17 protein-coding genes are annotated in these 17,930 nt (G+C 63.5%); 9 read left to right on the forward strand and 8 right to left on the reverse strand.

The genetic code is table 11. The features are described from left to right. Positions 1 to 74: 74 nt before the first annotated feature. Positions 75 to 587, reverse strand: a complete 513-nt coding sequence (locus PSO31014_RS09990) for a putative toxin-antitoxin system toxin component, PIN family (RefSeq protein ID WP_150551471.1) — start codon at positions 585 to 587, stop codon at positions 75 to 77. 47 nt (positions 588 to 634) lie between these two features. On the opposite strand from PSO31014_RS09990, the gene yaaA reads away from it, so the two are divergent. Beyond that, complete coding sequence (yaaA, locus tag PSO31014_RS09995; RefSeq protein ID WP_150551472.1) at positions 635 to 1,414, forward strand: peroxide stress protein YaaA; 780 nt, start codon at positions 635 to 637, stop codon at positions 1,412 to 1,414. Between the two features lie 65 nt (positions 1,415 to 1,479). After that, positions 1,480 to 2,628: a M14 family metallopeptidase gene (locus PSO31014_RS10000; protein ID WP_150551473.1), complete on the forward strand. Its 1,149-nt coding sequence runs from the start codon at positions 1,480 to 1,482 to the stop codon at positions 2,626 to 2,628. A gap of 44 nt (positions 2,629 to 2,672) precedes the next feature. Here the strand turns inward: PSO31014_RS10000 and PSO31014_RS10005 are convergent, their stop codons facing one another. Further along, positions 2,673 to 3,344, reverse strand: coding sequence for a BspC domain-containing protein (locus tag PSO31014_RS10005; protein WP_150551474.1), 672 nt, complete (start codon positions 3,342 to 3,344; stop codon positions 2,673 to 2,675). Between the two features lie 313 nt (positions 3,345 to 3,657). Between PSO31014_RS10005 and trmB the strand changes: the two genes are divergently transcribed. Further along, the gene (trmB, locus tag PSO31014_RS10010) at positions 3,658 to 4,347 is read left to right on the forward strand and encodes a tRNA (guanine(46)-N(7))-methyltransferase TrmB (protein WP_150551475.1); all 690 of its coding nucleotides are present in this window, start codon (positions 3,658 to 3,660) and stop codon (positions 4,345 to 4,347) included. A gap of 101 nt (positions 4,348 to 4,448) precedes the next feature. Here trmB and PSO31014_RS10015 read toward each other — a convergent pair whose 3' ends face one another. From PSO31014_RS10015 to PSO31014_RS10040, 6 genes are all read right to left on the reverse strand, one after another. Further along, positions 4,449 to 5,627 (reverse strand): DUF2863 family protein, encoded by a 1,179-nt coding sequence (locus tag PSO31014_RS10015; protein WP_017233045.1) that lies wholly within the window; start codon positions 5,625 to 5,627, stop codon positions 4,449 to 4,451. Positions 5,628 to 5,761: 134 nt separating this feature from the next. After that, positions 5,762 to 6,325, reverse strand: a complete 564-nt coding sequence (locus tag PSO31014_RS10020; RefSeq protein WP_150551476.1) for a methylated-DNA--[protein]-cysteine S-methyltransferase — start codon at positions 6,323 to 6,325, stop codon at positions 5,762 to 5,764. After that, entirely contained in the window at positions 6,322 to 7,809 is a 1,488-nt protein-coding gene (locus PSO31014_RS10025; protein ID WP_246176569.1) for a DNA-3-methyladenine glycosylase 2 family protein, read from the reverse strand. The genes PSO31014_RS10020 and PSO31014_RS10025 overlap by 4 nt, the downstream gene beginning before the upstream one ends. 206 nt (positions 7,810 to 8,015) lie before the next feature. Continuing rightward, a complete protein-coding gene (gene acnA / locus PSO31014_RS10030; protein ID WP_150551478.1) occupies positions 8,016 to 10,724 on the reverse strand; it encodes an aconitate hydratase AcnA in 2,709 nt (902 codons plus the stop codon). Positions 10,725 to 10,934: 210 nt separating this feature from the next. Further along, complete coding sequence (locus PSO31014_RS10035; protein ID WP_130025609.1) at positions 10,935 to 11,432, reverse strand: hypothetical protein; 498 nt, start codon at positions 11,430 to 11,432, stop codon at positions 10,935 to 10,937. Positions 11,433 to 12,005: 573 nt separating this feature from the next. Continuing rightward, positions 12,006 to 12,989, reverse strand: coding sequence for a malate dehydrogenase (locus PSO31014_RS10040; protein ID WP_150551479.1), 984 nt, complete (start codon positions 12,987 to 12,989; stop codon positions 12,006 to 12,008). Positions 12,990 to 13,329: 340 nt separating this feature from the next. Here PSO31014_RS10040 and PSO31014_RS10045 point away from each other — a divergent pair, with 340 nt between their 5' ends. The 6 genes from PSO31014_RS10045 to PSO31014_RS10070 all read left to right on the forward strand — a co-directional run bounded on the left by PSO31014_RS10045 (position 13,330) and on the right by PSO31014_RS10070 (position 17,924). After that, on the forward strand, positions 13,330 to 14,172 hold the full coding sequence (locus PSO31014_RS10045; protein WP_150551480.1) for a UTRA domain-containing protein: 843 nt from the start codon (positions 13,330 to 13,332) through the stop codon (positions 14,170 to 14,172). A 192-nt stretch (positions 14,173 to 14,364) separates the two neighbouring features. Beyond that, positions 14,365 to 14,778 (forward strand): succinate dehydrogenase, cytochrome b556 subunit, encoded by a 414-nt coding sequence (gene sdhC, locus PSO31014_RS10050; protein ID WP_026131781.1) that lies wholly within the window; start codon positions 14,365 to 14,367, stop codon positions 14,776 to 14,778. A gap of 1 nt (position 14,779) precedes the next feature. Then, positions 14,780 to 15,145 (forward strand): succinate dehydrogenase, hydrophobic membrane anchor protein, encoded by a 366-nt coding sequence (sdhD, locus tag PSO31014_RS10055; RefSeq protein WP_150551481.1) that lies wholly within the window; start codon positions 14,780 to 14,782, stop codon positions 15,143 to 15,145. Between the two features lie 3 nt (positions 15,146 to 15,148). After that, the gene (sdhA, locus tag PSO31014_RS10060) at positions 15,149 to 16,924 is read left to right on the forward strand and encodes a succinate dehydrogenase flavoprotein subunit (RefSeq protein ID WP_150551482.1); all 1,776 of its coding nucleotides are present in this window, start codon (positions 15,149 to 15,151) and stop codon (positions 16,922 to 16,924) included. 12 nt (positions 16,925 to 16,936) lie between these two features. After that, the gene (locus PSO31014_RS10065) at positions 16,937 to 17,641 is read left to right on the forward strand and encodes a succinate dehydrogenase iron-sulfur subunit (protein ID WP_150551483.1); all 705 of its coding nucleotides are present in this window, start codon (positions 16,937 to 16,939) and stop codon (positions 17,639 to 17,641) included. 10 nt (positions 17,642 to 17,651) lie between these two features. Continuing rightward, entirely contained in the window at positions 17,652 to 17,924 is a 273-nt protein-coding gene (locus PSO31014_RS10070; protein ID WP_026131783.1) for an FAD assembly factor SdhE, read from the forward strand. Positions 17,925 to 17,930: the final 6 nt, after the last annotated feature.

A 17,930-nucleotide genomic window follows, 5' to 3' on the forward strand; every position in this document is an offset into this window, starting at 1 on the left:
ACGCCGGAGGTTGAGCCGTGTTTTCGGACATGCCGCAGCCATTCGTCCGCCGATTCCGATCGGGCTTTCGGACATCACCCGTTCGCGTCGAGCAGCGACGCGAACGCGCTCGCCGTCACGATACGAAAGCCGAACTGGCGTGCCACTCGGCTGCGCAGCTTGAGCACGGCTTTGTCCTTGCTGACGAGCCAGTGTGCATGACCGTCGCGTGCGGCCTCGAGGAACTTCTGATCGTCGCGGTCGCGGCACAACGGCAGCGGGGCGCCTGGCGCAGCGTCTTCCGGGACGACGATGCGATGCGTGTTGGCGTCGACCCAGGCGAGCGCGGCGTCGTTGTCGATTTCGCGCGGCGCAAATTGCGGGTAAGTGAGCACCACGGCGAGTTCGTCACGGCAGCGCGACGCCATGAGCGCCGTGAGGCGGCGCTCGACGAGGGCATCGCGGACCGGACGCACAATAGGGTCGTCGAAGACGAGCAGGTCGATCCAGACATTGGTGTCGAGCACCACGCGCGGCGGCGTGGCGAGCGTATCGAGATGTTCGGCGAAGGCCCGTTCGGCGGGCGTGGCAACAGCGTTCTGAAGCATTGGATAGAATGTCGGTTTCTCGTTTTCGCAGGGACGCTGCACCCGATATGATAATTGTTCTCTCGCCGGCCAAATCACTCGACTACGAAACGCCGCCGCACGTGAGCACGCACACCGTGCCACAGTTCGTCGACGACGCGGCCGAACTGATCGACGGTCTGCGCGAACTGAGCCCGGCACAGGTGGGCTCGCTCATGAGCATTTCCGATCAACTTGCCGCGCTGAACGTCACCCGCTACGCCGACTGGAACGCGCGCTTCGATACGAGCAATGCCAAGCAGGCCGTGCTCGCCTTCAACGGCGACGTCTACGAGGGCCTCGCGGCGCGCACCCTGAGCGCCACGCAGCTCGACTTCGCCCAGAAACATTTGCGCATTCTGTCGGGCCTCTACGGCGTGCTGCGCCCGCTCGATCTGCTGCAGCCCTATCGCCTGGAGATGGGCACGCGCTTCGCCAATAGGCGCGGGCGTGATTTGTACGCGTTCTGGGGCGAGCGTGTGACACAGACGATCAACGCGTCGCTCGCGGAACATGCCGAGACGCGTCGCGTGCTCGTGAACCTGGCGTCCGAAGAGTATTTCAAGGTCATCAAGCGCCGTCTGGTGGCCGCGCCGGTGATCACGCCGGTGTTCGAGGACTGGAAGAGCGGCAAGTACAAGATCATCAGCTTCTATGCCAAGCGCGCGCGCGGCCTGATGGCGCGTTACGCCATCGAGCGCGGCGTGACCGACGTGCAGCAGCTCAAGGCCTTCGACAGCGAAGGCTACGCGTTCGACGACACGGTCTCGAACGATGCGCTCTGGGTCTTCCGCCGTCGCGTGGCCTGAGGTTCGTGAGCCTTCGACCCTGGGCAAGTGCCCGGGGTTTTTGATTTCCGCCAGCGAGACAAGTCATGACTGTCCAGATCAGCAGCAAGTTCGATAGCGGCGCCATCGAAGTGGTGAGTGCCGAGCGTGCCGACGACATTCACGTGCGTATTGCCCGGGACGGTGCCGCCGAGTTTGCGCAGTGGTTCCATTTCCGTGTGCAGGGGGTGGGCGGCGCGCCGTGCCGTATCGTGTTCGATAACGCGGGGCAGACGTCGTATCCGCGCGGCTGGGAGAACTACCGCGCGGTGGCGTCGTACGATCGCGTGACCTGGTTTCGCGTGCCGACTTCGTACGACGCGAAGGTCATGACGGTGTCGTTCACGCCGGCGCACGACAGCGTGTATCTGGCATATTTCGAGCCGTACGCGGAGGAGCGTCATCTGGCGCTGCTCGGCACGGCGCAAAACTCGCCGAGAGTGAGTTCGCGCTCACTAGGGCAGACCGTCGACGGGCGGGATATGACGTTGCTCACCGTGGGCGAGCCGCGCGCGGGCAAGCGCAATCTCTGGGTGATCGCGCGTCAGCATTCCGGCGAGACGATGGCGGAGTGGTTCGTGGAAGGGCTGTTGCGCCGCCTGCTCGGGGCGGGCGACTGGGCGGGCGATCCGCTCGCCACGGCGGTGCTCGACGAAGCGGTGCTGCATATCGTGCCGAACATGAATCCGGACGGCTCGGCGCGCGGCCATCTGCGCACCAATGCGGTGGGCGCGAATCTCAATCGCGAGTGGCTTGCACCGGACCCGATGCGCAGCCCCGAGGTGTACCACGTGCGCGCGGCCATCGAGACGCTCGGCTGCGACATGTTCTTCGACATTCACGGCGACGAAGCGCTGCCCTACGTATTCCTGGCGGGCAACGACGGCGTGGAATGGGCGACCGACGAGACACTCGCGCGCGAGAAGGCGTTCGGCGAACGCCTGAAGGCGGCGAGCCTCGATTTCCAGGACAAGTTCGGCTATCCGCCGGGCAAACACGGGCCGGATTCACTCAAGCTCGCGTCGAAGTGGGTCGCCCATCGCTTCGGCTGCCTGTCGCTCACGCTCGAGATGCCGTTCAAGGACAACGCGAACCGTCCCGATCCGAACGTCGGGTGGAGCGGCGCGCGAAGCGCCGCGTTGGGCGCGTCGATGCTTGCCGCGATCTGGGCACAGATGCAGGCCGATAACGCGTGAGAGGGGACAGACGCTCAGCGCGAGCGCTGACCGTCACCCGGCGCTCAGTGCGATTTCTTTTTCGTCACGGGCTTCTTGGTGCTGCTCGACTTCGCCGACGACTTGCCGCGCGACGCCTTGGACGAGGCACCATGCCGGCCCGATTTCGCGGCCGCGTGCTTCACCTTGCCGTGTGAGCTGCCGCGTTTGGCGCGCTTCACCGGCTGTTCGACCTGTGATAGCGGCGACGTATAGTTGAAGCCCATCATGCGACCGTCGGCGTAGCCGCAGCGAATATGGATGTTGTCCGTTTGGCCGCTGGTGCGCTTGCCGATGCCGTCGAGTTCGACCATCTGCGTGACGTCCACACGTTGCTTGTGGTCGTCAAACGGTCCTGACCACGGCAAGACCTTGGCGTGCTCCGAATCGAGCGCGTTGTCGGCATACTCGACGCTCTCGTATCCGGGCAGCGTGGCAACGACGAAACTGGCGTGCGCGGCGCAATCGGCCACGAGCGGATCGGCGTGACGCGTGTTGACGAACTGCTCGACCAGCGCGCGATGTTGTTCGAGGGTGAAGGCCTGTGCCGGGGCCGCAACGACGGACAGGCAGAGAGGGACAGCGACGGACACGACGGACGCGACGGATGCGATGGGGGCTGCCTGTGCGGCGGCGACGACCTGTCGCGCGGCGCGCATCACGACGCCGGCGGCGCGTTGAAAAAATCGATTCGACATTGCTTGAAGTATTCTCGGGGGCGCTAAGGCATTGCAGAGCAATGCGGGCATGCGATGACCCATCGTAGGAGTCTTCGGCACGCGCCGCTCGCGAAGAGGCTTGACCGCATTATGATAGACAACGGCAAAGCGGCTCCCATCTTAACCGAAAAAAAGTCGCCGACGCCCGCCGGGTAAGCTCTCGGACGTAACAGGACTGACCGCGAAAGTTACAGAGCGCTACAATGCGGGCCTGACCGACGCGTCGCCGCGCAGGAAACCTCGTGCATGCGGCAGGCACGCCTTTCGTTCGCCCGCGTTTCTTCATTTCAGCATGTTCGCAAATTCACGCACCGTGGCCAGTGCTCAAACCGGCCCGCACGACAGACTGGCGGCGCTCGTCAGTCGTCATCGCACCGCGGTCTTTCGCAAGCCGCTCGCCGCCTATAGCGCGGGGGCGTTCGAGGCCGCTATCGTCGCGTGGCGCAGCGCCGGCGCCGCACCGCTGATCATCGATGCGGGATGTGGTGTCGGCGAAAGCACGTTGCGCCTGGCCACGCAGTTTCCCGATCACTTCGTCATTGGCATCGATCAATCGGAGAGCCGCATCGTGCGCGGCAAGGATTGGTGGGACGGCGAGTGGCCCGAGAATTTCGTGTGGGTGCGGGCTGACCTGGTCGACTTCTGGCGACAACTGTTCGAGGCCGGCATTCGCCCGGCACGTCATTACCTTCTCTATCCGAACCCGTGGCCGAAGATCGGCCAACTCGCCCGACGCTGGCATGCGCACGCGGTGTTCCCCACGGTGGTAGCGCTCGGCGGCGTGCTGGAGTGCCGCAGCAACTGGGATCTCTACATCGAGGAAATGGCGTTGGCCGTCGAGTGGCTCAGCGGTGTGCGTCCGGTCGTGGAGGTCTGGTCGCCCGAGGGGGAGGTTGCCCCCATGACGCCGTTCGAGCGCAAGTATCTGGCCTCGGGGCATGGGCTGCATCGATGTGTCGTGACGTTGCCGTCGGCGGGTTAGGCGGAGCACGCCGAACGCGTCGCCCAAATAAAATGGCCGTGCGCTGATCGGGCACGGCCATTGTCTTGCTGTCGTCACGCGTCGCTTTGACGCGCGGCCGATCAGTGGAAATGCGGACGGCTTGGTTCGGCGTCCTCCGGCATTTCCGCATGCACGATTTCGCCCACCGGATCCGGATACAGCGGCACGCCGCAATCGTCGCAATACTCCGGATCGAAGCGCCCCGGGTGCTTGCGAATCTCGGTCACACCGCAGGCCTTGAGCAGATCGGCGACTTCCTCGAGCGCGCCGCCTTCGATCTCGCCATTCTCGCGACCGTACAGCGGCCACACGACCCCATAGATGACGTCGTTGCTGCCCCGCTGCGTGAAGCCGATGCGGTACTCGTCAATGTTCTGCTCGCCGAAGCCCGCCACCACGGCGCGCAGCTCGGCCGGCGTGAGGGTGAGCACGTCTTCGAGATAGCGCAGCGCCGTGCGGATCGTGTGGGGCCGGATGCGCTCGTCGGCTTCGCGGCAGCTCGCGTAATAGGCGTCGGGCAGCAGGCACTCGATTTCGCAGCCGGGCAGCAGCGCATTGAGGTTCGGGCCGCCCTGCGTCGACCATGCCTCCTGGCATTGACCGCGTTCGGCGTGGCGCGCCCCTTCTTCCTGCCAACGGAACATCGGCGCGCCCTTGGGTACGCTGACGGCCGCGAGCAGGAAGCGCGGGTCGGCGAGAATCGGGGCCGTTTCCGGCAGGTCGCTGCCGGGTTGCTTGACTTCGGTGTTCTCGACAGCCGCGCGTACCAATTGCTGCGTGACCTTCCACGACTCGCAGTGCGTGCGCGGTAGTTGGTCGATGCTGTAGAGATAAGGCGAAATGGTCACGCGCGCCGGTTCGGCCAGCACGTGAGCGTGCAGGTGCGCGCGAACGGGCATGAGCGCGTCGGCTTTCACCGGCCCCGAGGGGATCGCGTAACGGGTCCAGGCGAGGATGGGGATGGCGACGAGCAGACCGTCCCACACCTGACCTTCGGCTTCCGGTTCGGCGGATTCGCTTTGCGACTCGATCAGATCGGCGAGCGCGCCATAGGCCTCGCTGTGGTTGGCCTGAAGATGGTCGAGGGCGGCGTCGATGGCCGGTTGGTTACCGGTGCGCAGCACGCGCGTGAGCAACGTGTCGAGTTGGGCTTCCCAGAAACGGTCTTCGATACGGCTGCCGGAGGCAGCGAGCGCGAGCGCGTGGCCGACCAGCTTTTCAGCGTCGGGCGTGAGTCGTTTGGCGGTGCGTGAGCGCATAGTCGTGCAAAGCAGAAATACATGGACTCACGATTGTACGGCATGCGTGAACGCGATTGATGGGACGCGCGCACCTATCGCATCGCGCCGGTCCTGAAAATGACGACATGGCGTGACCGCGTCGCCCCTGGCCGTCAGAAATCGAACGCGAGATTGGCGGGCGCCGAGAGTCGGGTTCGACGCGTGGCCGCGAGCGCGGCGCCTGTCACCGGGGCGAGCGCGGCCCCTTCCAGCGAGAGCAAGGCAAGCTTGCGCTCGACGCCGCTGGCGTAGCCGGTGAGGGTGCCGTCTGCGCCGATCACGCGGTGGCACGGCACGATGATCGCGATCGGATTTCGGCCGTTCGCGGCGCCGACCGCGCGCGATTTGTTGAGGTCGCCCAACGCGTGCGCGAGGTCGCCGTAGCTGCGTGTCTCGCCAAACGGAATGCGTTGCAGTTCGGCCCAGACGCCTTGCTGAAACGGCGTGCCCTGCGCCGCCAGCGTCAGATCGAAGGTGCGTCGTCCTTCGTGAAAATACTCGTCGAGCTGGCGCTTCGCGTCGCGCAGGACCGCGACGTCGGCGCCATCGCGGCGCGTGTCGCCCGCTGGCGGAAAATACTTCTGATGCGAGAAATACACGCCGGTGAGGGCGTCGCCGTTGGCGACGAGCAGCATGTCACCCAGCGGGCTGTCGTAATACGTTTCGTAGTGGGTCATGCGCACACCTCCTGCAAAGTCTCGACCGGCTGGCCCGCCGGTCCCTGTGCTGCCGCGCGCCAGACGTGCAGCGCGGCATACGCCCGCCATGGCGCCCATTGTGCCGCCCGCGCGGCGACCGCACGACCATCGGCTGCGCCCAGTGCCTGACGCAGGACCAGATCGTCGACGGGCATTGCATCGGGCGAGCCGAGCGCGCGCATTGCGATGTACTGCGCCGTCCAGGGGCCAATGCCCTTGATCGCGAGCAGACCGTCGAGCGTGGCGTCCAGCGGTACCAAGGGATCCAGCCGCAAGCGGCCGTTGACCATCGCCTGCGCGACCCCGTGAATGGCGGCGATACGACTTCGAATGATACCGGCTTCGCCGAGGGCGTCGGGGGGGACGGCGAGGAGTTGCGCGGCACTTGGAAACGTGTGCGTCAGACCGTGCGCGGGGGCGGGCAGTGGTGTGCCGAAGCGTTGCGCGAGCCGGCCGAGCAAGCGTCGGGCACCTTTGACGGTGATCTGCTGGCCGACGATGGCGCGCACGGCGATCTCGAAACCATCGACCGCCCCTGGGACGCGCAGGCCGGGCGTCGCCGCGGCGAGTGGGCCGAGGTGCGTGTCGATCACGTCTGGACGCGCGCCGAGATCGAACAAATGTCGAAGCTTGGCCAGCACCTGCGGCACACTGCCGGCCAGCGTGGGCGGCAATGTCACCTGAAGCGCATGGCGATCCGGCAGTGGGGTGACGCGGCACCAGCCCATGATCGTCTGTCCGTCGGGCTGTTCAAGGCTCAGCGTGCGGGTGTAGACGTCTTCATCTCGCCGCTCGACCCCTTCGATGGCGCGGTCGCCGAGAAAGTCGAGCAGGGCATGCCAGGCGAAGGGCGGACGATACGCGAGCTGGAACACGAGATCGCTGCCGCGCAGGGCGTCGTGGTTGGCGTTCAGGCGGAGCCGGCCTGGGGGGAAGCCGTATCGGGTCTTGAAGAGTCCGTTGAAGCGCCGAACGCTGCCAAAGCCGGCGGCGAGCGCAACATCGGTGACGGGCATGGCCGTATCGGTCAGCAGACGCTTGGCGAGCAGGAGTCGTTGCGTCTGCGCGTATTCCACGGGGGAGACGCCGAATTCGTCAGCGAAGATGCGGCGCAGGTGGCGTTCGGTGATGCCGATTCGGTCGGCGAGGGCAGGGAGGCTGGCGTGATTGAGGAAGCCTTCGTCGATCATGGCGGCTGCGGCGTCGGCGAGTTCGCGGGTGGCGTCGAAACGGGCGAGGCCGGGCGCGAGTTCGGGACGGCATTTCAGGCACGGACGAAAGCCAGCCTTCTCTGCGGCGGCGGCGCTGCCATGGAACGAGCAATTTTCAAAGCGGGGTGTGCGCACGTTGCACACCGGCCGGCAGTAGATGCCGGTCGATGACACGCCGACGAAGAACCACCCGTCGAAGCGCCGGTCGCGTGCGGAGACGGCCTTGTAGCAGACTTCGGGGTCGAGGTTCATGGACATCGGGCGGCGTGGGTCCGGCGGCAAGAGGGCAGAGTCTATGCCCGCCACTCTACGCGCGAGGCGCATAAGGTGCTAGTCATTTTCGGACATGACAGCGACACATCGCCCCAACAAGACAAAACCCGGCACGAGGCCGGGTTTTGCAGACTGCCGGGCAACGAATCGTCATCCGGCAGTGTGGGTCATGACAGCGTGGCTGATCAGGCAGCGGCCAGCAACTGACGCAGCACGAACGGCAGAATGCCGCCGTGCTTGTAGTAATCCACTTCGATCGGCGTGTCGATACGCAGCAGGACTTGCACCTTTTGCGTATCGCCGTTCTTGCGATGAATCACCAGCGTGACATCCTGTTGCGGCTTGATATCGGCCGACAGACCTTCGATGTCGTACGTTTCTTCGCCCGTGATGCCCAGCGACTCGGCACTGTCCGAACCCTTGAACTGCAGGGGCAGCACGCCCATGCCAACGAGGTTCGAGCGGTGGATGCGCTCGAACGAGCGGGCGATGACCGCCTTCACGCCAAGCAATTGCGTACCCTTGGCCGCCCAGTCACGCGACGAACCCGTACCGTACTCTTCGCCACCGAACACCACCGTCGGGGTGTTCTCGCCAACATACTTCATCGCGGCGTCGTAGATCGACAGCTGTTCGCCGCTCGGCTGGTGAATCGTCAGACCGCCTTCCACGCGCGAGCCGTCAGCCTGCACCGGGATCATCAGGTTCTTGATGCGCACGTTGGCGAACGTGCCGCGCATCATCACTTCGTGGTTACCGCGACGCGAGCCGTAGCTGTTGAAATCGGCCTTGAGCACGCCGTTCTCGAGCAGCCACTTGCCAGCCGGCGAGCTTTCCTTGATGGAGCCTGCCGGGCTGATGTGGTCGGTCGTGACCGAGTCGCCAAACACACCCAGGGCGCGTGCGCCATGGATCGGCTTGATGTCGGCGTTCGGCTCCATCGTGAAGCCTTCGAAGAACGGCGGCTCGGCGATGTACGTCGAACCCGGCCAATCGTAGACCTGGCCCTTCGAACCCTTGACCTTGGCCCACAGCGGGCTCGGATCCTTCACTGTCTCGTAGTTCGCCTTGAAGGTCTTCGCGTTCATCGCGAACTTCATCAGCTTCTGGACTTCTTCGCTGGTCGGCCAGATGTCGCCCAGGAAGATCTCTTTTCCGCCTCGGCCCTTGCCGACCGGCTCGGTCATCAGGTCGCGCGTGACGTTGCCGGCGATGGCGTAGGCAACGACCAGCGGGGGCGACGCCAGGAAGTTGGCGCGAATGTTCGGGTGAATGCGCGCTTCGAAGTTGCGGTTGCCCGACAGTACGGCGGCAGCGACCATGTCGTTCTTCACGATCACGTCGTTCAACTCGGCCGTCAGATCGCCGGCATTGCCGATACAGGTCGTGCAGCCGTAAGCCGCCACGCCGAAGCCCAGCTTCTCAAGGTACGGCAGCAGTCCGGCCGCTTCGAGGTACTCGGTCACCACACGGCTTCCCGGGGCGAGCGACGTCTTGATGTGCGGCGCAACCTTCAGACCGGCTTCCACGGCCTTCTTGGCCAGCAGGCCGGCCGCGAGCAGCACGCTCGGGTTCGACGTGTTCGTGCACGACGTGATGGCCGCGATCAGCACGTCGCCGTTGTTCACGTCGATGCCGCCGGCGGTTTTGTAGGTCGTGTCGAATTGCGCTTCGGTCTTGTTGAAACCGTTCTCGGCGACCGGCTTCGTGAACAGGTCCTTGAACGTCGACTTCACGTTGCCGATTTCGATACGGTCCTGCGGACGCTTCGGACCGGCCAGCGACGGTGCAACCGTGCCCAGATCCAGCGACAGCGTCTTCGTGTAGTCGATGTCGTTTTTCTTCGGAACGCCGAACAGCTTTTGGGCCTTGAAGTACGATTCGAAGGCGTCGATTTCCGACTTGGTGCGACCCGTACCCTTGAAGTAGTCGATCGTCTTTTCGTCGACCGGGAAGAAGCCCATCGTGGCACCGTATTCCGGCGCCATATTGGCGATGGTGGCACGGTCCGGCAGCGCCAGGCTCGTCGTGCCTTCGCCGAAGAATTCGACGAACTTGCCGACGACCTTCTCGCGGCGCAGCATTTCCGTGATCGTCAGCACCAGATCGGTGGCGGTCACGCCTTCGCGCAGACGGCCCGTCAGCTCCACGCCAACAACGTCAGGCGTGAGGAAGTACACCGGTTGACCCAGCATGCCGGCTTCGGCTTCGATGCCACCCACGCCCCAGCCCACCACGCCGATACCGTTGATCATGGTCGTGTGGCTGTCGGTGCCCACCAGGGTATCCGGGTAGAACACGTTGTCCTTCTTGTGCACGCCGCGTGCGAGGTACTCCAGGTTCACCTGGTGCACGATGCCGTAGCCCGGTTGCACGACGCCGAACGTGTCGAACGCCTGCATCCCCCATTTCATGAACTGGTAGCGCTCGTTGTTGCGCTGGAATTCCAGCTTCATGTTCAGGTCGAGCGCCTTCTTCTCGCGGAAGTGATCGATCGTGACCGAGTGGTCAACCACCAGATCCACCGGCACGAGCGGCTCGATGCGCTTCGGGTTCTTGCCCTGGCGCTCGGCAACGTTACGCATCGCGGCCAGGTCGGCCAGCAGCGGTACTCCCGTGAAATCCTGCAGCACGACGCGTGCCACGACGAACGGGATTTCGTCGACGCGCTCGGCATTCGGCTTCCAGTTGGCCAGTTGCTGAACGTGCGCTTCGGTGACCTTCTTGCCGTCGCAATTGCGCAGCACCGACTCGAGCACGAGGCGGATCGACACCGGCAGGCGTTCGACGTTCACACCCAGGGCTTTACCCAGTTGGGGCAGCGAGTAGAACTTGCCTTTCTTGTCGCCGCCGAGCTTGAACTCTTTAAGCGTTTTGTGGAGGTTGTGGGCCATGATCTTTCCTTGAGTGATACAGAAAAACGAAGCGGTGGTAATGCCATTCGATGAAACCCGACATCGCAGGGGCACTGGCTTGGGCGCCCGTGTCGATGCCGGTACGGCAAGCGACCGGCGTAACCGGTACGCCGGGGACTGCATGTCATGCCGAGGCGGCAACAGGAAAGCGGCCGGCGCCTCGAGCGATCGATGTCAACCGAGCGCGGCTCAGTTGGTCACATTGATCAGTTGGACCGATTGCGTCGGGGCGAGCTTGTCGTGCTCCGCCATCTCGCGCGTCAGGCATTCGTCGGCCAGTCGGCTGCCGCCATCGCGGTGCGTGAACAGCATGGCCTTGGCCGGAATCACCACCAGGTCCAAACCGCTGGCGGCGTCGTAGAAACGGTCTGCGCCGGTCGTCGTCTGCTGACGCGGCAGTTTGTAGTTGCGGCCTTCCCAGAACATGGTGAGTACCTGGTCGCGCTTCATGTCGCCCTTGATAAAGAGCTTCTCGTTTTCCTTGCAGCTCCACAGTTCCGAACCGTCGACCGGCTGGACCGGCGCAGCGGCAACGGTTGCCTTCTTCTTGGCCGGCGCCCGCTTCAGCTTCTTCTTCGGTGCGGCCTTCTTGGCCGCAGTATGGCTGGCCGGTTCAGCGGCAAACGCGGCAGGCACAACGGCGGCAGAGCAGAGGGCGACCAACACGGTCAGGCAAAGCTTCTTCATGGTGAATCTCCAAACAATAGGTAGGGTGCGACAAAAACGCAGATTATCGTACGAAGTTTGCGTTGGTCGGCGTCACCATACAAATTTTTTCAATTCCTTCGTGCCAAGCGCCATTGGCGTCGGCGGTACGGACCGGCGTCGCTGAGCGGGGTGTTGCAGTGCGGAATTCGAGAGGGCGCGAGGCCGGACGGCACTCAAGCGTGAAACCGTTGTCGAGCGAGGACATGGCGGGTGTCGGGCGGGAAGCTTGGCGAAGCCAACGCCGGGAATCATGCGGCGCGCTCGCTGCGGGCATTGCGCGTTCACCGGTCGTCCGGTGTGGCGCGCGGGGTGCGGCAGTCTGGCGTGGCATTGGCTTGGCCAAGAAATCGCTCGGTGTTGCGTGACGTCGTGCCGGGGTCATAGCGCGATAGATGGCGCGGACCTTTGCGCAAAATGTCGTCACTGGGCTGCGGACGTTAAAGCCGTTCCGTCGATCGCGGGAGTTGCGCCGGCAGTGGGGGTAAGCCGCCGGCGCAGTTTCGGCCCCCGACGACGCTTGTGGCGCCGTCCGGGGTCGAGTCCCTGGGGGGCTTAGCCCAGCAGATGTGCCACGCCAGCGCGCTCTTCTTCGAGTTCGTTGAGCGTGAAGTTCATCTTTTCGCGCGAGTAGGCGTCGATCTCGAGGCCTTCCACGCGCTTGTACTTGCCGTTTTCGCAGATCACCGGCACGCCGTAGATCACGTCTTGCGGAATGCCGTACGAGCCATCCGACGGGATACCCATCGTGACCCACTTGCCGTTCGTGCCCAGCACCCAGTCATGGATGTGGTCGATGGCAGCGTTGGCCGCCGAAGCCGCCGACGACAGGCCGCGGGCTTCGATGATGGCGGCGCCGCGCTTGCCGACCGTCGGCAGGAACACGTCGTTGTTCCACACGTCGTCGTTGATCATCGACTTGACGCTCTGGCCGTCGACCGTGGCGAAGCGGTAGTCGGCGTACATCGTCGGCGAGTGGTTGCCCCACACGGCCAGCTTCTCGATGCTCGCGACCGGCTTGCCGGTCTTGGCGGCGAGTTGCGACAGGGCGCGGTTGTGGTCCAGGCGCAGCATCGCGGTGAAGTTTTCCTTCGGCAGGTTCGGTGCCGACTTCATGGCGATATAGGCGTTGGTGTTGGCCGGGTTGCCGACGACCAGTACCTTGACGTCACGCTTGGCGACTTCATCCAGGGCCTTGCCCTGCACCGTGAAGATTGCACCGTTGGCTTCGAGCAGATCCTTGCGCTCCATGCCCTTCGAGCGCGGACGGGCACCCACCAGCAGGGCGACGTCGGCATCCTTGAAGGCAACCTTCGGGTCGTCGGTCACAACCACGCCGGCGAGCAGCGGGAATGCGCAGTCTTCCAGCTCCATCACGACGCCCTTGACGGCGGCTTGAGCTTGCGGGAGGTCGAGCAGTTGCAGGATGACGGGCTGATCCTTGCCGAGCATGTCGCCATTGGCGATGCGGAACAGCAGGGAGTAGCCGATTTGGCCAGCGGCGCCGGTGACGGCGACACGCATTGCGGGTTTTGCCATGAGAATCTCTCCAGACGTGTACAAATTCCTGCGAAGCTCGGAGTAAGCTCGCCGTCCGGGTGGCATTTTCGCCAGGCTGACAGCGCCGCGTCACACAAAGCCCCTAAAATTCCTTGACCTACGGAAGCTTGCGGGCTGCGGGGTCGACTGCCGTCAATAAGTGCGAAGCGCCGGACTCTCTTATAAGATAGCCGTGCTGCGTCTGCAGGCCCCTGTTAGCCCGCGCCAGTGTAGGAGTCGCCACAACGAATGTCAACTGTATCTTATGTCTTATATAAGACATAGGATTATTGCTGTTATTCGATAGACGAAGGTCTTGATTTGTGGTCAAATCGCCGCCATGAATGCGAATGTTCGCGACACATCCAACCCTACGACGCCTGTCGATGCTCCGCAGCGACCGGACAGCGCGCGTGACGCCGCACCGGCCTCCCAGGCCCCGCAGAGTGCGGCTTCGGCAGGTGCGTCGCCGACCTTCAGCCCGCTGTACCAGCAGATCAAGGGGCTCATTACCCAGGGTCTGCAAGCCGGCGAATGGAAGCCCGGCGAAATCATTCCCAGCGAAGTCGAACTGGCGGCCCGTTTCAAGGTAAGCCAGGGAACGGTGCGCAAGGCCATCGACGAGTTGGCCGCCGAAAATCTGCTTGTGCGCCGTCAGGGGCGCGGCACGTTCGTTGCGACCCATCATGAGGACCGGGTGCAGTTCCGGTTCCTGCGTCTCGCGCCCGATTCGGGCGAACCCCATCACCCGCCCAGCCGCCTGATCGAGTGCCGCCGCATGCGTGCACCGGCGGAAATCGCGCGCCAGCTCGATTTGCGCGCAGGTGATGGAGTCATTCTGATCCGCCGCATGATGGATTTCTCGGACCGTCCGACGGTGCTCGACGAAATCTGGTTGTCGGGCGCGCTGTTCCGCGGGTTGACGGCGGAAAGGCTGAATGAATACAAGGGGCCGATGTACGGCCTGTTCGAAGATGAATTCGGCACACGCATGATCCGCGCCGTGGAAAAAGTTCGCGCCGTGGCCGCGGACGACATGACCGCCGATCTGCTCAAGGTGCCGAAGGGATTTCCGCTGTTGAGCGTCGAGCGCGTTTCCTACACTTATGGGGACAAGCCGGTGGAAGTGCGCCGGGGCTGGTACGTGACGACGGAACATCATTACCAGAACGAATTGAGTTGACGCATTGAGAGGGTGGGCGACTTCCCAGGGGCGAGCCGGCGTCGTGGTCGGCAAGTGCCTGAAAGTCCAGGCAAGAGAGGCGGCGACGTGTGCGCTGCCGGCAGGAATTTCCGGAGCATTGGAACCGGTATGGTGCAACGCACTAGAATCGGCGCTAAAATCTGGGGCTGATGTAACTACATGGGGTCTAGCATGGCTGAAGTGGTAAAAAAAGAGCGGCCAGTCTACAGGAATATCGGTATCGGACAGATTGTCTCGTACCGTCTCCCGCTGGCTGGGATCGTGTCCATTCTGCACCGTATTAGCGGTGTGATCTTGTTCCTTCTGTTGCCGTTCGCACTTTACTTGTTCGAACAGAGCCTCACGTCGGAACTCAGCTTCGACGTTCTGCGAAGCATCGCCTCCAACTGGTTTGTCAAACTCGTCATCCTGGCACTGTCGTGGGGCTTCCTGCAGCACTTCTGCGCCGGCGTGCGCCATCTGCGCATGGACTTCAATCACGACGCCGTGAGCAAGGAAGGCGGCAAGAATTCGGCCGTGGTCGTGCTGGTCGTGTCGCTGGTGCTGACGCTGGCCGTCGCCCTCAAGCTGTTCGGAGCGTTCTAAGATGGCACAGAACAATATCGGTTCGAAGCGCCTGGTTGTCGGCGCCCACTACGGCCTGCGCGATTGGATGGCGCAGCGTCTGACCGCGGTCATCATGGCCGTGTACACCGTGATCCTGCTGGTGTGGTTCTTCACCGCCAAGGATTTCTCCTACGAAGGCTGGGCAAGCATCTTCTCGCATCAGTGGATGAAGCTGGCGACGTTCGTCACGCTGCTCGCGGTGTTCTATCACGCGTGGGTCGGTGTGCGCGACATCTGGATGGACTACGTCAAGCCGGTCGGTGTGCGACTGGTGCTGTACACGTTGACGATCGTCTGGCTGCTGGCTTGTGCTGGCTATGCCGCGCAGATTCTGTGGAGAGTGTAAAGAATGGCTGCAATTAAAAATTCGCTGCCGCGCCGCCGCTTTGACGTTGTCATCGTGGGCGCAGGTGGTTCGGGCATGCGCGCGTCGCTGCAACTGGCCAAGGCCGGTCTGTCGGTCGCCGTGCTGTCCAAGGTGTTCCCCACCCGTTCGCATACCGTGGCCGCTCAGGGCGGCATTGGCGCCTCGCTCGGCAACATGAGCGAAGACAACTGGCATTACCACTTCTACGACACCATCAAGGGCTCCGACTGGCTCGGCGACCAGGATGCGATCGAGTTCATGTGCCGTCAGGCGCCGAACGCCGTCTACGAACTGGAACACTTCGGCATGCCGTTCGACCGTAACGCGGACGGCACGATCTACCAGCGTCCGTTCGGCGGTCATACGGCCAACTACGGTGAGAAGCCGGTCCAGCGCGCTTGCGCGGCCGCCGACCGTACCGGTCACGCGCTGCTGCACACGCTGTATCAACAGAATGTGGCCGCCAAGACGCACTTCTTCGTGGAGTGGATGGCGCTCGATCTGATCCGTAACGAAGCGGGCGATGTGCTCGGCGTGTCGGCGCTCGAACTCGAAACCGGCGACGTCTACCTGCTCGAAGCCAAGTGCACGCTGTTCGCGACTGGCGGTGCCGGCCGTGTGTACGCCGCTTCGACCAACGCGTTCATCAACACCGGCGACGGTCTTGGCATGGCCGCGCGTGCGGGCATTCCGCTCGAAGACATGGAATTCTGGCAATTCCACCCGACCGGCGTGGCCGGCGCGGGCGTGCTGATTACCGAAGGCGTGCGCGGTGAGGGCGGTATTCTGCGCAACTCGAACGGCGAGCGCTTCATGGAGCGCTATGCCCCGACGCTGAAGGACCTGGCGCCGCGTGACTTCGTGTCGCGTTCGATGGACCAGGAAATCAAGGAAGGCCGCGGCTGCGGCCCGAACGGCGACTACGTGCTGCTCGACCTCTCGCACATCGGTGCCGAGACGATCATGAAGCGCCTGCCGTCGATTCGCGAAATCGCGCTGAAGTTCGCCAACGTCGACGCGATCAAGGAACCGATCCCCGTCGTGCCGACCATCCACTATCAGATGGGCGGTATTCCGACGAACTACAACGGCCAGGTCGTCGTGCAGCAGAACGGCGAATCGACGCCGGTCAACGGCTTCTACGCCGTGGGCGAGTGCTCCTGCGTGTCGGTCCACGGTGCCAACCGTCTGGGCACGAACTCGCTGCTCGACCTCGTGGTGTTCGGCCGCGCGGCCGGTAACCACATCGTCGACTTCGTGAAGAATCACGGCGAGCACAAGCCGCTGCCCGCCGATGCCGGCGACAACGCCATGGCGCGTCTGGGTCGTCTGGAAGCCTCCAGCTCGGGTGAATACGCACAGGACGTCGCCAACGACATCCGCGCGACGATGCAGAAGCATGCCGGCGTGTTCCGCACGTCCGACCTGCTCAAGGAAGGCGTGGACGAGATCAAGCAAGTGGCCGAGCGCGTGTCGCACGTTCACCTGAAGGACAAGTCGAAGGTGTTCAACACGGCGCGCATGGAAGCGCTGGAAGTGGACAACCTGATCGAAGTGGCCAAGGCCACCATGATCGCAGCCGAAGCCCGCAAGGAAAGCCGGGGCGCGCACGCGCACAGCGATTATCCAGAGCGCGACGATGCCAACTGGATGCGCCACTCGCTGTTCTTCAGCGAAGGCAACCGTCTGGATTACAAGCCGGTGCAGTTGAAGCCGCTGACCGTCGACTCGGTTCCGCCCAAGGCGCGGACGTTCTAAGGGATTCGCAAGATCATGAAACGTATTTTTGAAGTCTACCGCTACGATCCGGACAAGGATGCCGCACCGTACATGCAGACCTACGAGGTCGAACTCGACGGTCATGAGCGCATGTTGCTCGACGCCCTGGTCAAGCTCAAGAAGCTCGATGAAGGCATCGCGTTCCGCCGCTCGTGCCGCGAAGGCGTGTGCGGCTCGGATGCGATGAACATCAACGGCAAGAACGGTCTGGCCTGCCTGACCAACATGAACGATCTGCCGAACAAGATCGTGCTGAAGCCGCTGCCGGGGCTGCCCGTCATTCGCGATCTGATCGTCGACATGACGCACTTCTTCAACCAGTACCACTCGATCAAGCCGTACCTGATCAACCCCGAGCCGGCACCGGAGAAGGAGCGTCTGCAGTCGCCCGAACAGCGCGATGAGCTCGATGGTCTGTACGAATGCATTCTGTGCGCGTCGTGCTCCACGTCGTGCCCGAGCTTCTGGTGGAATCCGGATAAGTTCGTCGGTCCGGCCGGTCTTCTGCAGGCGTACCGCTTTATTGCGGATAGCCGCGACATGGCCACCGGCGAGCGTCTGGACAACCTGGAAGATCCGTACCGCCTGTTCCGCTGCCACACGATCATGAACTGCGTGGATGTGTGCCCGAAGGGTCTGAACCCGACGAAGGCCATCGGCAAGATCAAGGAGCTGATGGTGCGTCGCGCCGTCTGACCTAGCGATCATGCCGGATATCAATCACCAGTCCGATCCGGTCAAACGTGCCCGCCTGCGTTGGCGGGCACGCCGCGGTTTGCTGGAAAACGACCTCATTCTCGAACGCTTCTTCGCGAAGTACGAAGCCTCGATGACCGACGAGGATGTGGGCGCCCTCACCAGGTTGCTCGATTTGAGCGACAACGATTTGATGGATCTGCTGCTAGCGCGTAAAGAGCCCGACGCGGATCTGGACGGGCCGGACGTGCAGCGCCTGCTGGCGCTATTGCGCGCCGTGTAGGGGTTT

It is taken from the genome of Pandoraea soli (assembly GCF_902459595.1).
Lineage (GTDB): Bacteria > Pseudomonadota > Gammaproteobacteria > Burkholderiales > Burkholderiaceae > Pandoraea > Pandoraea cepalis.

What these genes read in the sequence shown, in the direction of transcription:
- PSO31014_RS10070 (WP_026131783.1), top strand. Translation starts at nt 17,652, where the DNA reads ATGCCGGATATCAATCACCAGTCCGATCCGGTCAAACGTGCCCGCCTG.
- PSO31014_RS10025 (WP_246176569.1), bottom strand. Translation starts at nt 7,809, where the DNA reads ATGAACCTCGACCCCGAAGTCTGCTACAAGGCCGTCTCCGCACGCGAC.
- sdhD (WP_150551481.1), top strand. Translation starts at nt 14,780, where the DNA reads ATGGCACAGAACAATATCGGTTCGAAGCGCCTGGTTGTCGGCGCCCAC.
- PSO31014_RS10045 (WP_150551480.1), top strand. Translation starts at nt 13,330, where the DNA reads ATGAATGCGAATGTTCGCGACACATCCAACCCTACGACGCCTGTCGAT.
- PSO31014_RS10000 (WP_150551473.1), top strand. Translation starts at nt 1,480, where the DNA reads ATGACTGTCCAGATCAGCAGCAAGTTCGATAGCGGCGCCATCGAAGTG.
- PSO31014_RS10040 (WP_150551479.1), bottom strand. Translation starts at nt 12,989, where the DNA reads ATGGCAAAACCCGCAATGCGTGTCGCCGTCACCGGCGCCGCTGGCCAA.
- trmB (WP_150551475.1), top strand. Translation starts at nt 3,658, where the DNA reads ATGTTCGCAAATTCACGCACCGTGGCCAGTGCTCAAACCGGCCCGCAC.
- acnA (WP_150551478.1), bottom strand. Translation starts at nt 10,724, where the DNA reads ATGGCCCACAACCTCCACAAAACGCTTAAAGAGTTCAAGCTCGGCGGC.
- PSO31014_RS10020 (WP_150551476.1), bottom strand. Translation starts at nt 6,325, where the DNA reads ATGACCCACTACGAAACGTATTACGACAGCCCGCTGGGTGACATGCTG.
- sdhA (WP_150551482.1), top strand. Translation starts at nt 15,149, where the DNA reads ATGGCTGCAATTAAAAATTCGCTGCCGCGCCGCCGCTTTGACGTTGTC.
- PSO31014_RS10035 (WP_130025609.1), bottom strand. Translation starts at nt 11,432, where the DNA reads ATGAAGAAGCTTTGCCTGACCGTGTTGGTCGCCCTCTGCTCTGCCGCC.
- sdhC (WP_026131781.1), top strand. Translation starts at nt 14,365, where the DNA reads ATGGCTGAAGTGGTAAAAAAAGAGCGGCCAGTCTACAGGAATATCGGT.
- yaaA (WP_150551472.1), top strand. Translation starts at nt 635, where the DNA reads ATGATAATTGTTCTCTCGCCGGCCAAATCACTCGACTACGAAACGCCG.
- PSO31014_RS10015 (WP_017233045.1), bottom strand. Translation starts at nt 5,627, where the DNA reads ATGCGCTCACGCACCGCCAAACGACTCACGCCCGACGCTGAAAAGCTG.
- PSO31014_RS10005 (WP_150551474.1), bottom strand. Translation starts at nt 3,344, where the DNA reads ATGTCGAATCGATTTTTTCAACGCGCCGCCGGCGTCGTGATGCGCGCC.
- PSO31014_RS09990 (WP_150551471.1), bottom strand. Translation starts at nt 587, where the DNA reads ATGCTTCAGAACGCTGTTGCCACGCCCGCCGAACGGGCCTTCGCCGAA.